The sequence below is a fragment of the Parabacteroides sp. AF17-3 genome (assembly GCF_003635445.1).
GTDB classification, from domain to species: domain Bacteria; phylum Bacteroidota; class Bacteroidia; order Bacteroidales; family Tannerellaceae; genus Parabacteroides; species Parabacteroides goldsteinii.
In genome coordinates, this window is record NZ_QTMM01000001.1 from 35913 (window position 1) to 50055 (window position 14143).

Annotated in this window: 7 protein-coding genes; all 7 read right to left on the reverse strand. The window is 42.4% G+C overall.

All coding sequences use genetic code 11. The features are described from left to right. Positions 1–79: 79 nt before the first annotated feature. The 7 genes from DWW91_RS00080 to DWW91_RS00110 all read right to left on the reverse strand — a co-directional run bounded on the left by DWW91_RS00080 (position 80) and on the right by DWW91_RS00110 (position 14033). Entirely contained in the window at positions 80–2839 is a 2760-nt protein-coding gene (locus DWW91_RS00080; RefSeq protein WP_370449544.1) for a GH92 family glycosyl hydrolase, read from the reverse strand. A 437-nt stretch (positions 2840–3276) separates the two neighbouring features. Further along, positions 3277–5235: a glycoside hydrolase family 97 protein gene (locus tag DWW91_RS00085; RefSeq protein WP_122326597.1), complete on the reverse strand. Its 1959-nt coding sequence runs from the start codon at positions 5233–5235 to the stop codon at positions 3277–3279. Positions 5236–5544: 309 nt separating this feature from the next. Beyond that, a complete protein-coding gene (locus tag DWW91_RS00090) occupies positions 5545–7122 on the reverse strand; it encodes a glycoside hydrolase (RefSeq protein WP_122326819.1) in 1578 nt (525 codons plus the stop codon). An 11-nt stretch (positions 7123–7133) separates the two neighbouring features. After that, positions 7134–8768 carry a RagB/SusD family nutrient uptake outer membrane protein gene (locus tag DWW91_RS00095; protein WP_010801116.1) on the reverse strand — a complete coding sequence of 545 codons (1635 nt, stop codon included), beginning with the start codon at positions 8766–8768 and terminating at the stop codon, positions 7134–7136. Positions 8769–8779: 11 nt separating this feature from the next. Further along, positions 8780–12091 (reverse strand): TonB-dependent receptor, encoded by a 3312-nt coding sequence (locus DWW91_RS00100; protein WP_233584366.1) that lies wholly within the window; start codon positions 12089–12091, stop codon positions 8780–8782. A gap of 254 nt (positions 12092–12345) precedes the next feature. Continuing rightward, on the reverse strand, positions 12346–13332 hold the full coding sequence (locus DWW91_RS00105) for a FecR family protein (RefSeq protein WP_009860382.1): 987 nt from the start codon (positions 13330–13332) through the stop codon (positions 12346–12348). A gap of 140 nt (positions 13333–13472) precedes the next feature. Beyond that, positions 13473–14033 carry an RNA polymerase sigma factor gene (locus DWW91_RS00110; protein ID WP_122326599.1) on the reverse strand — a complete coding sequence of 187 codons (561 nt, stop codon included), beginning with the start codon at positions 14031–14033 and terminating at the stop codon, positions 13473–13475. Between the last annotated feature and the right edge of the window lie 110 nt (positions 14034–14143).

A 14143-nucleotide genomic window follows, 5' to 3' on the forward strand; every position in this document is an offset into this window, starting at 1 on the left:
TAGAATATATATAAGTCCCCAAAGATACTTAAAACATCTCCGGAGACCGCATTAGTAATATACAACATCAAATCATCGCCTATTTTCCCCAGGCCTTATTCGGGGTATCCCCCATCCATAACTCCAACAAGCCTCCGTCCGAAAAGACTGCATGAGGTATCCGGAAAGAGTTGTATTCTTTTCCGTTAAGTCGTGCACGCTGGATATAACAATTGGCTGTCGAGTTATTGTAAGTCTTTATTTTAAAGGTTTTCCCCTTGTAATAATCAGTATCCAGCGAAATAGTCACCTCGTCGAACACCGGACTTGTTATATCGTATTGCGGATCACGGGAAGAACCGCCGTCCAAGGCAAACAACCCGATCGCCATCAATGAGCTCACGCCGCCCATCTGCCCCTGGTCCTCATCATGCCCGCCATATCCCCTGTCGGGAGTAACCGCCCCATAAGCCTGTTCCTTCACCCGGCGCACCCAGTATTGAGTCAGCCAGGGTTTCCCGGCATGCGAAAAGACATGTGCATTCGAACAGCCGGGCTGATTCGCATAACTGACATAACCACTGCCGTATCCATAGACAAAATCTGTTGACTCCGACTGCTTAAAAGCAAAATCCAACTTACTGCAAAGACTGTCATTTCCTCCCATCAACCTTGCCAACACAGGGATATCGTGCGAAAGTCCGAACGTCGCCTGCCAAGCGTTGGCCTCTACATATCCGTTACCGCTCAACGGATCGGTATGTCCCCATTCACCGTTTGCCTTCTTCGGCAGGATCAGTCCCAGTTCTTTATTAAAAGAAGCAGGCCAGCCTGTAGCCCGTTTATGGAAATAGTAATAATCGCTTTTCTTTCCCATTTTAGCTGCCATTTCAGCCAAAGCCCAATCTTCAAACGCCCACTGGATGGTCAGCCCGGCATTACCGGGACAATATCCGTTACGAACATAAAAATCCAACTCCTTATCCATTCCCAAGGCCAGCATTCCTCCTTTGGAATGATTCCGTTTCATCGCCTTGAACGCTTTTTGCTGATCCCACTTCCTGGTCAGTCCTTTTTGGAAAGCACTCGTGATAAGTGAAGTTGCCGGACATCCCGTCATGATATACGAATAACCACCGGCACAAGGTCCGCGGGGAAGCAGATTTCCATTCACATCGTATTCCAGCAAAGAAGCCGCAAAATCATCCAATACCGAAGGATAAGCCAATCCCCAGAGCGTATTCAGGTTCCATTGTGTCAACCAAAACGCATCGGAGTTATACATATGATGTTTCACCTTCCCTTCCCGGTCCTTAGCCAGTTGCCTTACATGGAAACGAATATTTTTCGTCTGTGCCCCTACCCGGGTACCATCCGTATAATCCGGATATTCACCGTTATAATCATCCAGCTTATGCCTTCCCAGTAAAGAATGCCACAAATCGGTATAGAACTTCATTTGTTGGTCATGGCTTCCTCCTTTCACATCGATCCGTCCCAACCATTCATTCCATTCCTGCTGTGACTCCTGCCGTACCCGGTTAAAATCCCAGTGGCTGCAATCCTGCTCCAGGTTCTCCCAGGCATTGTCCGTACTGACATAAGAGATAGCCACCTTCATCAGTACCTGTTCGCCCGGTTGTACCTGATAATTCGCTTTCACACCTGAAGTGGGAGCATCATGATAACTCATTCCCTGGTTTCTCGGAATACTTTCTCCGGCTCCCTGCAACTCGCTGATATCTTTGAACTGCTCCGATCCGACCCAGCCGTCCAACGACTTGAAAGGAGTATCGAATGTAACGGCAAAATAAATCCTGACCACATCGGGACCGCCCCACAAGCGTCCGGTCGTATCGAAATAGCCTTCCACACCTTCATTTCCCTTTTTATAAACATGGGCATTTACCATTGTCGAAGTGCCGACATAACCACCCAGGTTCAGCAAAATATCAGCCGGATTTTCCTCCGTATACGTAAACCGGTAGAAGCTGACGCGATCGGTAGCTGTCTGCTCCACCCACATTTTATAAGTATCCAGAAACAACCTGTGATAACCCGGTTGTACAATCTCTCCCTGATGCAGGAAAGAAGATTTCCAGGACTGTTCTCCTCCCGTCGGGTCCACCTCGCCCGTCACCGGCATCACCGTCAACCCGGACAGCATCCAGCAATGGATCTGCGGGAACCCCAGCACTTCCGTCGAATTATAATTATACCCGCCTCCATACTGATTCTTGTTTCTTGTCAGAGGCGCCGCCCCTATCATCCCATAAGGTTGGTTCCCTGTGATAAAGAAAAAATACCGTCCGCGGGCAGTCTCGATATAAGGATTTACCCAGGATACATGATCCGTATAATCATCGGGAGAAGGAAACACCTCGATCTCCGAAAGCCCTACCTGCGTACCGGCGGCATCAGTCACCTCGAACCGTACCCACTCGACCTTCCGCGACTCAAACTCAATCTCTTTGGGAGTCCCGTCATTAGCCATTCCCCAGACATTGATCGTACTACCATCACTGAAATGCAATACGCCTCCGGCTACATGTGCCTCCATGGCCGGACGGTCATACAGAATAATTTTATTGATATTCACGGGGCGTTCCCAGTCCAACTGTATCCAGGGATAATCGATCTGTCCCCAGAAAGTCTCCGTACTTTTAGATACCCATTCCCCTTTTCCCGGTACCCGTATCAGGCCATCGGTCACCTTTGCCGCATCGTGACCGGCATCAATCGAAGAGGAAGCCGATACACGGGCTTGCGGGGCAATATTATAAGGCGTAGCCCAACTAATAGCCGGATAACTCCCCAGCAACATCAACAAAAAGGAGAATAAATTTATTATTTTCTTCATATGGAAGCACTTTATAATCCAATACAAATATAAGTCGTTATCGCCTTAAAATCAACAAAATACACGTTTATTTTCGAAGAAAATTATTGTCCTGTAAGGCTTGGGACACCCTGTGGGACAACAAACTAAACAATAAGCTTATTCCCCTACCTCTTATGAATAAGCCCATTAACTCATCCTTCAAAACAACTCCGATAACATCACTGGGACAACCGCATGGACACCCTCTTAAATATATAAATAATAATATATATAAAACTGTTTTTTTAATTTGAAAAAAGCAACACTACTGTGCCAACCAACTTGACACTATAGTGCTACTTACCAAAGCACTATAGTCATACAACCAATAGGACTATAGTTTGACCAAAAAACCCCCATTTCATCGAGGATTTTTCTTATTTTATGACGAAATCCGTACCTGTTGAGACCTGTATTTAATACCTGCTAATACGAGCCACGAAGCCACCGCCCGACATCAATTCTTCTTTAAGCCGCTGGCCGGAACGAACTTTACTATCCTTAACCTCAATCAACTTCCGGTTTCCGGGAGTATCCGATGCTATTTCCATCTTATATTTTCCTTTAGGCAGGAAATCCAGTTTTATATCGAGCATTTTCGGTTCTTCCCCGTTGAGCACCGTCAGATACCACACATCTCCTTTTCTACGTGCCAAAGCAGCCAGTTTCCCGATCTCGCTTTCGGGCAATACAACCGTTTCATCCCAGGTTACAGGGACACTTTCTATAAACGAGCGACCCGGTGACGACAACATGTCTTCCATATCCGCTGCAAAGATCAACATCGGCGAAGTAAACATATAGATAGACGACAACTGATGCGCGAAAGTCACCGAAGGATGACAAAAAGCACGGAAATTCATCGGCGTATAATCGGCCGGACCGACTAGCCAACGGGTAAAAGGCAATACGGTATTATGATACGGCCAAGGTGGTCCGGGAGCCCAGCTATTTTCGCCACCGACACATTCCAAGCCTCTTACAGCCTCTTTTGCCAGTAGATTCGGGTAGGTATACGAATCTCCGGTAGGTTTATTTACACCGTGGAAGATCACCATCAGCTTTTCTTTGACGGCATCCTTCAATATGTTTTCCATCAGGTTTACCGTAAAAGCATTCTCGGTATGAAAAAAGTCTATCTTTAATCCTTTTACACCCACTTCGGCGCATTTCTTCATAAAGCCTGCACGTTCAGCCGGATCGACCAAACCTATATCCGACTTGTTGCCAAATCTGGGAGATGAGGCTCTCCATACCCAGATATCTACATTCTTCTCACGGGCATAATCGACCAACTCTTTCAGCATCTCCCATTTTGTCCGGCCGTTAGCCTCTTTCTCTGTCTGCTGCCACAATTCCCAGCCATCATCCACTACGACCGACTCTATACCTAATTCGGCACATCCATCCACATATTTCTTATGGTTGGCTATGCTCAAACGGTCGTTACCTTCCACCAACCACGTGAATGTAGCCCTACCAGGCTTAATCCAATCCGTTTTCGCACCGTCAGGGAAAAGCGTTTTATCAGGTTGGTCGGATACCTGGGCTATAATCCGGTTATTCACCAGACCGTTCAAATCTTTTGCCAGCATAAGGACACGCCAGGGAGTAACAATTTCCCGGCTCCCCTCTTTCGGAGACACGATCCACGGTATATCACGCACTTCTTCATGCCAGTATTTCGTAGGCGGAAGGCCGGTAACTATCCCTGTTTCCACATGTCCCTTATTCTCCACATATCCGAACCGGACACAGTTCGGAGCCGTCCCCAGCAAGACAGCTCCATGATAATTAAACAGATTTGCTTCCGTTATCGCCGCATAAATCCCATTCGGCAGACGAAAGGTCGCAGGCGGAGCCAGCAATTCACCTTCTATATGATCGGTCTCCCGTTCCTGATATTCTTGTAGCCAGCCATATTGGAAAGGGCCACTGGCATACCAGGCTTTAGTTTGCGATGGAAAGATAAATGAGGTCTCTTCCCCATAAATACATACAGGTCCATCTGCCGGAACGCGGTAACGCAGGGCAATCCCGTCAGGAAATATCCAGGCATCCAAAAAGAAACGGCTACCATCGACTTGTTGGAACTCATAGACCAGGGTATTGTTCTCCTTTTTCTCCTTGCTCAACTGTTGAGCATCTTTTCCTAACAAACGGTGATCAACATTCAAACCTAAAGGTGCTTTCCGGATAACTGAATTTTCCTCATAAGAGACATCCAGCACCAATTGTTTATCGGCGTTCGCCTCTATTTTCAACTTTACCGGGGTAGCACCGGTAACAGCGTCTACCGCCTCTCCTTTCGCCACCAGACTTATATTCAACAAGAACAGAGTTATGGCTAAAAACTTCGTTATACGATTATTCATCTTAAGTTATATTAGACTTCAAAACATTGAAATGGTAAAAATAAGAAACAAATCCAATAGGTACTTTTATAAAATACGGGTATTATTTTGCAAAATCCGAGATTAAGGAAAGAAAACTATCCGCACCTCATAAAGATAGCGGATGCGATTAAATAAGCAACGGAAATGATAGAATATTCTGTTTTCTTGTGTTTTACTAAAAAAATTATCCTTACTTTGCCATGACAAATTAACCACTATAAAGAGAGGTTCCGCACGTCTTCAAAAAATCAGTCCTGCGAAAGACTTCGGCAGGACTGAACTTTTCAACTAGATTACAACTGTAACCACAGCCTTCGGGGCAATTATCAATTCCGATAATTTATGTTCTCCCGTATATTCCAGATTTTTATCCATATCAGTAACATACATTTTCCCTTTGGTTGAATTACCACATCTAATCTTCACTTCTTTCTGCTTATCCTCATAATTGATAAAGACCAACACTACCTTTTCCCCATCCGTATAAGCAGAACTCATTAACGAAGTTGCCGCCTCCAGTTCAGAAATTTCCGGTTTTCTATCCAACGAAATCCTCCACATCCCCGGACGAATAAACAGACTAAAATTACCTGTCGCCCACAGCATCTTCGTAGGACTTACAATTCCGTCATATTTCAAACTTTCGGCTGTTGAATGCTCTTTAGGCTTCAACTGGATAGGAACATCTTCACCCAAAGAAACAGCAGTCCACCACTGCCATGCCGATGCATTGGCTACCGCCAAATCAGTATGGATAATCCGTGCAACATATAATCCAAGATTCAGACTTTTGGCAGGGGAAGGTTCACCGGATATTTCATCATTTTTCTCCAAAATACAATATTCCGAAGCCCAGAACTTAGTACCATTATCAGCCGCCGACAGAGCCCCACGTATTTTCTGTCTCAATCCAACCAATGTTTTCGCCGGGTAAGCACTCCAATAATCATGGGCAGAAACACAATTATACACATTGGGCATCCCCATAATATTGTACTGTCCTTTACGAGTAAAAAACTCTTCTATGATATTATCCGGCATTGCCAGACTGGTGTCGCAGTCGAACAAATACTTCATATCAGCCGCCTCTCCAAACACAATTTTCGATGAAACGCCATGTCTGGTTAATGCTTTATCCAATTCTTCGACAAGCATATAAGCATCTTGATTGGTTGCAAAACTACCTTCCTGCCACTTATTTTCTCCCCAATCAATCTGAGGTTCATTTATAGGACTTATATACCTGACATTAAAACCTTCATCAATGAAATGCCTGGTTGTTAACGCCAGAAAATGGGCAAAATCATCGAATTTGTCATGCTGCAAATTAATCCTCTTCTTATCCGACGCCAATGTCGAACCACTTCGCGTCATAAAATAAGGAGCCGAATTGGTAAAAAACAGAAAGTCATCGACCCCTCTTTCTTTTGCCGCCTTCATAAACCACTGCTGTCCGGCCTGCTTACTAAAATCATACGAGCCATCCGGTGATAAAAAACACTCTGTACGATTCCAGGTGCTCGTGACTTCTTTATTTTCCCGATTTTCAAAACTCCCGGCACCAATATTCACTCTCCAGTTACTCAGACCTATACCAATCGGATTTCCGTTGGTATCCATCTTCGTACTAAAAAGTAAGTCAGCAATCCTTTCGCGTTCTTCCACCGGCCAATACCGACCGACAAAAGCGATCCTCCAGGCATCCGATGCCCCGAAATTATCGATCACCTGATATTTTATATCTTTCCTTACCTGAAACATCACCGGTTTCTCTTTCTTTTGCGTAACTCCGGCAAAAAGATTCGGAATAATACAGGCAGAAAGAAACAACAAACCTAGATATCTTTTTAATAATCCATATACCATAATCATTCCTTTTATTCAAAATTTGTTTGAACCAGATTCGGATTTCGGTCTAGTTCCGATTGTGGTATAGGAAGATAAGTATTTTTGAAGGAACGTATTTCCAATACGACTTTATTCTCCTCTCCAGTTTTGATAACAGCCCGTTCTTCCTGAGGAATATTCGTATCCATAATGACTGTACCATAGTTGGTTGCATAAATAGGTCCGTTAAGTACTTCTTTTGCAATACCCCATCGTATGATATCACTACGTCTTAATCCTTCGAATGCAAACTCAACGCGTCTCTCACGCCTTAACAACTCACGCAAGGTTGCCTGTGTCGAATATTTATTTCTATCTACCATCGGCATCCCGGCACGTTTCCGCACCTCATCCATCAAATTGCAGGCTTCATCAAGATCTCTGTTGAGCTCGATCAATGCTTCTGCCTTTGATAAAAGCACCTCGGCATAACGAAAAACAATAAAATCGAGTCCTGTATTGTTGATATCCGAATATTGCGTAAGAGGCGACATATATTTACAGCATGTATATCCCGATTGTGAAGCATTACGTGAATCATTTGCATTATCCTTGTTCGGTTTCCCGTCTATAGTCCTATCGAGTGTATTATATATTCTGTAAACGCCGTTAGGATTCACCCAATCTGCTCCGGAGTACAAAACTGTTGCATAAAAACGGGGATCTCTATTCTTATAAGGATGAACCGGGTCATATTCTCCGTTTTTTTCAGCTTCTTCGATCGTCAGACCGGAAGATGTTTCATAAGCGTCGACCAAGCTTTGTATAGGAACAAATGCCGACCATCCCCCGTCGTTCGCATTACAAAATTCAATAATTGTCTGATTCTTATAATCATTCTCCACCTTTTTAGCAGCCAGGATAATCTCGCAATTATCTTCATTCGCTTCTTTAAACAAATCAGCATAAGGAGTCGTTCCGGCAGTAAACAAATTATAAACCCCCAGTTTCTCTATTTCATCGGCTGCTGCAATCGCTTCTTCATACTGCTTGTAATACAAACACATTCTCATTTTAAGTGCCAATGCCGCCCCTCTTGTGATACGACCAGACTCTTTAGGTGTAACATCCAAGTTTCCATCTGCCGAAAGCTCATTCAATTCATCCAATATAAATTTAACTATATCAGTTTCGGGCGATGCCGGTATTTTGGATTCTTCCAATGTAGATATAACTTCTGTTACCAAAGGAATATCTCCATAGGCTGTCGCCATCATATAATATCTCCAGGCACGAAGAAAGCGAACCTCATTCCTCAGTTGTTTCAGCCTGTTCGGATCTTTAAACGGAACTTCGGTGTTTTCGGTAAGAGCCAAGAAATTATTACAACGAGTGATCAAAGTATAATCAAACCATCCGATTCCTGGATTTGAATGCGTCGCTTTTCCGTTGGCATAAGCAGACCAATTCGTATTGATGGCACAATAGCCATTATCACTAAACACATCATTATAAACAGTAAAAGTCTGATCCACATAGCCATCATAACAACCGACCACTAACATTTCAATATCTTTTTCTGTTTTCGGGAAAGTAGCAGTCGATAAAGAATCTTTAGGTGCACGATCCAGAGAACAAGAAGTAACCAGAATACCTATAATGAATAAAAATAATATCTTTTTCATACGATTAATCTTTATAAAGTGATAGAAATTCCAACCGAATTAGTTGTTATATGCGGATAATATGCTCCCCAACCGCTCGGAGCCTCAGGATCGATTCCTTCCGGACATTTTTTTATTGTCAGCAGATTTTGTCCGCTGTAATAAATACGGACAGAAGTTATCTTCATATTAGTACACCATGTCTTAGGGAATGTAAAGCCTACCTGTACATCCTTCAATCTCAGATAATTCGTATTGACCAGCCAGAAATCAGAAGTTGTCACTTCCGGCATATTATAAGTTCTGAATTTGGATGCACGCGGCATTTTATTCGTCGGATTTTCAGGAGTCCACCTATCCAACCACAACTTAGAAGGATGACCTGAATCACCGTTAAATTCACCGTACATTTCATCCGTAAAATAACGGGCAACGCCTGCCGCCCCTTGGAAGAATAAAGAGGCATCAAATAACTTCCATTTAGCCCCCAGATTAATACCAAATGTAAACTTAGGATTTTCTGAGTTCAGAATAATCTTATCCTTTTCATCGATGACATTATCCTTATTCCTATCAACCAGCTTAATGTCTCCTGGTATCAGACGTGCATTGTCAATCATCGTATATTTAGGAGCCTTATCTATCTCTTCCTGACTCTGGAAAATTCCGTCAGACTGGTAACCGTAGAATGCCTGATACGGGCGACCAACCATTGTTATGGTGCGGCTACCTTTCTGGTCGTCGAGGTCTCCCAGTGACAATACTTTGTTTTTATTATAGGCAAAATTCACACCGGCATTAAAAGCCACCTGACTAATCTGCTTATTATAATTCAGAGAGGCCTCAATACCTTTATTGCTCATCTCACCGATATTGTCATAATATCCTCCGTAACCAAAGGTAGTAGGAACATTAACCTGCATCAAAATACCCGTCGTTTTACGATTATACCAATCAAGAGTCATCGACAACGAATTCAGTACAGTCATATCCAAACCAACTCCCCAGGTATAGGTTGTCTCCCATGACAAGTCATTTATTTTATTATTTGTCTGTGCTGCTCCAGTATTGATTACATTACCAAAAGGATATTTAGGAGATGTAGAATATGTATTAATATACGGATAATAATCATTCGGAATTTCCTGATTTCCTAATACACCCCAGGAAGCTCTGACTTTCATATCATCAACAAAAGTACGTGTACCAGCCATAAAATCCTCATTAGATAAACGCCAGGCTCCGGAGAAAGAAGGGAACCATCCCCATCTATATCCTTTAGCAAAACGGGAAGAACCATCCCCTCTGATATTACCTTCGAACAAATATTTATTATCAAAATTATATTTAGCTCTTGCAAAGAATGAATTCATGGCAAGTTCACGGGTATATCCGCTATTAGTCATTCCGACAACCGAACCTCCGTTCAGGTCGGTTACATCCGAAGAAGGAAAGTCTTTCCTGTAGGCTTTCGTTTCCTTGTATTTATACAATTCCGAATGGAAACCAGCCAATAGATTAACCGTATGCTTTTCTATAAATGTCTTATCGTAAGTCAACATAGCATCTGCTTGTGTACGGTTATTCGTATAATAAGATTGTGTATACTGGGTAGGTCCGTCATATTTGGCTTCATTATATTGAATTTCTTTTCTATATAAATTATAATCCTGATTTTGTACATAATATGAACCGTTCACTCTGGCTACCAATCCATCCAGAATATCATAAGAAAATTCCGCAAAAGCTGTAATATAGTCATTCTGTCTTTCACCTTTTGCCCCCGAATCCTGGAAAGCAATCGGGTTACCATCACTGATTGTTCCATATGTACCATCTTCATTCTTATAGGGAACCATCGGAGATATTCTATTTACTTGGCGGTAAGTCTGTTCGCTTGTTCCCGAATCCCAGGATATCGGATTTGTAGGCTCCTGAATCAAAGAATTGACATAATCCAGATTTATTTTGGATTTTAACCGCTCTGTAATTTTCATATCCAAGTTTACACGCAGGTTGAACTGCCTGCTTGCTGCATTTTTCACTATACCTTCCTGTTTAGAATATCCCAGCGAAGTACGGTAATTTACCCATTCGGTACCTCCACCGACACTTACATTATGCCGGTTGGTAAATCCGGAACCCACAAAGAAAAGTTTATTCCAATCTGTATTTGGATGTCCGTACGGATCGGTTCCATTTGCATACAAGTCGATATCGGTCTGAGAATAAGGCATACGCTTTGTAGCCTGTTCCGGGGTAGCACCTTCGGATATAGCACCCCAATATTCTGCTTCATTAGTCAACTGAGCTAATTCTGCCGAACTGGTACGCGGCATCAATTCCGAAGGGGAAGACCACCCGAAAAGAGCGTTGTAATTGATCTTGGGAGCCCCCTGTTTTCCCCGCTTCGTGGTAATAAGAATTACCCCGTTAGCAGCTTTAGAGCCATATATAGCAGCTGAAGCAGCATCCTTCAAGACAGATATACTTTCGATATCCTGTGTATCCACTATATTCATATCTCCTTCGATACCATCAATCAATACCATCGGTGTCGATACATTGAAAGAGCCGACACCACGAATAAGTATTTTGCCGGCATCCATACCCGGTTGTCCTCCACTATTTGTAATAGTCATACCCGGAACCAGGCCCTGTAATCCCTGAGAGACATTGGATATTGCACGATTAGCCAAAGATTCTGAATTTACGGTAGCCACCGATCCTGTCAGGTTTACTTTTTTCTGGCTGCCGTATCCGACAACGACTACCTCATCCAACGCCTGAGTATCTTCCTCCAAAATGACAGTCAATACTGTATTGTTCCCCACTTTTACTTCTTTAGGACGATAACCTATATAAGAAATCTCAAGAGTCGAACCTTCCGGCACTTCTATATCAAAATTACCATCCAGATCAGAAATTACTCCATTTACGGTTCCTATCTGAACAATATTTGCTCCTATAACAGGTTCGCCATTCGCATCTGTTACGGAACCTTTCACTGACTTATTTTTACCTGTACTCGTATTTTGAGGCTCAGACTCGGCAAGAACTACCTGAGTATCCCCTTTTATAGTATAAGAAACAGGAATCTGCCCCACAATCTGTCCCATCACGGCTTCAATACCCTGATCGTTCACTTCAACGGTAATCGGAGTAGTCATACCAGGAAGTCCTTTCTTATAGAAAAAGCGGTATTTGCTCACCTTTTCAATTTGCTTCACCACTTCCGAAGCGGGTTTGTCTTTGATATGTATGGTTATCTGAGCGTGAATCTCCAGCAACGGAAAGGTTAACAAGATTGTCAGAAAAACCATCTGTTTAAATAAATGCTTCATGTTACTCATTTTTCTTTTAATTAGAAATAAGATGTAGATAAAATAAATGTTTGTAACTTTGTAAGCAGAAGAGTCCCGTTAACAACGGCCGGTCTCCTACATCGGCTGTATCAACATAAGGGATATCTGCAAAAACAGTAATGAGGAGGTAGCTCGAAAGAGTTACCTCTTTTTGTTAATTTTTTATTCCTTTCTCATAGGCGTTGTATTAGATTAGACATATTCGTTTTATTTTTCCGTACGGTTAACTCCTGCTAAGGAACCCTCTTTCTCAAAAATACGGTATCTCCTTTATTTTCATATACAACCGGAGTTGTCAGGTTAATAATGTCGATAAAGTTTTCAAGGTTGTTATTTCGAATGGTTCCTATGTAACATACTTTTTTCAAAGATTCGTCTTCTATACATATTGTTGTATTATACAGGCGACTCATAATATGGGTTATCTCCTCCAAAGACTCACCGTCAAATGTGATCTCATTTTTTCTCCAAAGAGCTATATTCTGCATACTCTCATCTTTGTACCGGGAAAAACTTCGGTTCAATAAATCGACCTTAACCGACTCATGCGGCTTGAGGATTGCCACATGACGATCATAGCTTACCCTGACAGAACCGGAAAATAACGATGCAATAATTTTATTATCATTCTGATACGCATTAACATTGAATGAAGTCCCCAAAGCTTCGACCTGCATACCTTTTGCTTCTACAATAAAGCGTTTATCCGGATTTTTGGCCACTTCAAAATAGGCCTCTCCTACTAATGTTACGTTACGTTCTTTCAAGCCATAATCTGCCGGATAACTAATTTTTGTATCGGAGTTCAGCCACACTTTCGTACTATCAGGCAAAGTAATGAATGCCCGTTGCCCTTTTTCTGCCAATACCGTGAAATTCTGTGTCGACAGTTGCTTTTGTTTATCGTTCATACGATAATTAACCAGGCCTAAAACAATGATAATACAAGCTACCGCAATCTGTGGCCAAACCTTCCATGAAAAACGTGAACGTAATAAAATAGTTTTAGTTTTCTTCTCATCCAACTCCCGGCTCAGCCTGCGGTACATACGTTCCTGTACATCCCTGGGCATCTCATCCGGACTCTCTTTCCATGCTGTCTCAAAAAGCATGAAAAACTCCTCTTTGGATGCGCACTGCCGGAACCATTCCATCAACTGCCGGTTTTCTTCTTCGGTAGTCGTACCTGCTATCAGACGGTGAAGTAATTCTATTCTCATTATTAATCCGTTTATATATTATAGTGGGATAAATATACCTACTACTTAGTCAAAAGATAAAACAAGCTCATTTTTAACTTTAGTTCACAAACAAGCTCTACTTAAAGACAAGGAATATTCAGAAAAGAGGGAAGTCCGTTTTATAAGGAAAGATAGATAAGAATAAAAGCGACCGCTTTATTTCCAAGCACTTTACGAAGTTCTTTCAGAGCCTGATAGATATGTGCTTCTACCGTACGTTCGGACAAGGATAGTTTTTTCGCAATTTCTGCATGCGACAAGTTTTCAAAACGGCTCATGATAAATACTTTTCGCCGCATTTCCGGAAAGGAAGAGATGACATTGAAAATATATTCTCGTAAGGAGTCGGCTTCAATCGCATCTTCTTCCGAGTTGGAGATCAGTTTCGCATCCCTGATTTCTTCCACCGGAAGGTTTCTATGAAGGGCTTCTTCCACATATTTATAAGCTAAATTACGGGCGATGGTCGAGATATAGGCTTCAAAGTTAAGCTCAGGTAATATATTTCCACGCTTTTCCCAAATAGTCAGGAAGAGTTCCTGAACGACATCTTCAGCCAAATCTGCGTCATTCAGCAAATACAGAACGGTGTTGTATGCCTTCGGACTGTATCGCCAATAGACAGTATTAAAAGCATCCCTGTCTCCCTCCTTCAGACGATATAAAAGTTCACTATCCATGTTTATACTGTAATTCTCCTCATTAAATAGCTGTCAGGTTAACAATTCGGCAAAAGATAATTATTTTTCACCTAGCAACATATCCTAATTCCGATACAAATATAAACCTA

Excerpts from the sequence above, each read along its gene's own strand:
- DWW91_RS00090 (WP_122326819.1), bottom strand. The coding sequence starts at position 7,122 with ATGGTATATGGATTATTAAAAAGATATCTAGGTTTGTTGTTTCTTTCT.
- DWW91_RS00100 (WP_233584366.1), bottom strand. The coding sequence starts at position 12,091 with ATGAAGCATTTATTTAAACAGATGGTTTTTCTGACAATCTTGTTAACC.
- DWW91_RS00105 (WP_009860382.1), bottom strand. The coding sequence starts at position 13,332 with ATGAGAATAGAATTACTTCACCGTCTGATAGCAGGTACGACTACCGAA.
- DWW91_RS00110 (WP_122326599.1), bottom strand. The coding sequence starts at position 14,033 with ATGGATAGTGAACTTTTATATCGTCTGAAGGAGGGAGACAGGGATGCT.
- DWW91_RS00085 (WP_122326597.1), bottom strand. The coding sequence starts at position 5,235 with ATGAATAATCGTATAACGAAGTTTTTAGCCATAACTCTGTTCTTGTTG.
- DWW91_RS00095 (WP_010801116.1), bottom strand. The coding sequence starts at position 8,768 with ATGAAAAAGATATTATTTTTATTCATTATAGGTATTCTGGTTACTTCT.
- DWW91_RS00080 (WP_370449544.1), bottom strand. The coding sequence starts at position 2,839 with ATGAAGAAAATAATAAATTTATTCTCCTTTTTGTTGATGTTGCTGGGG.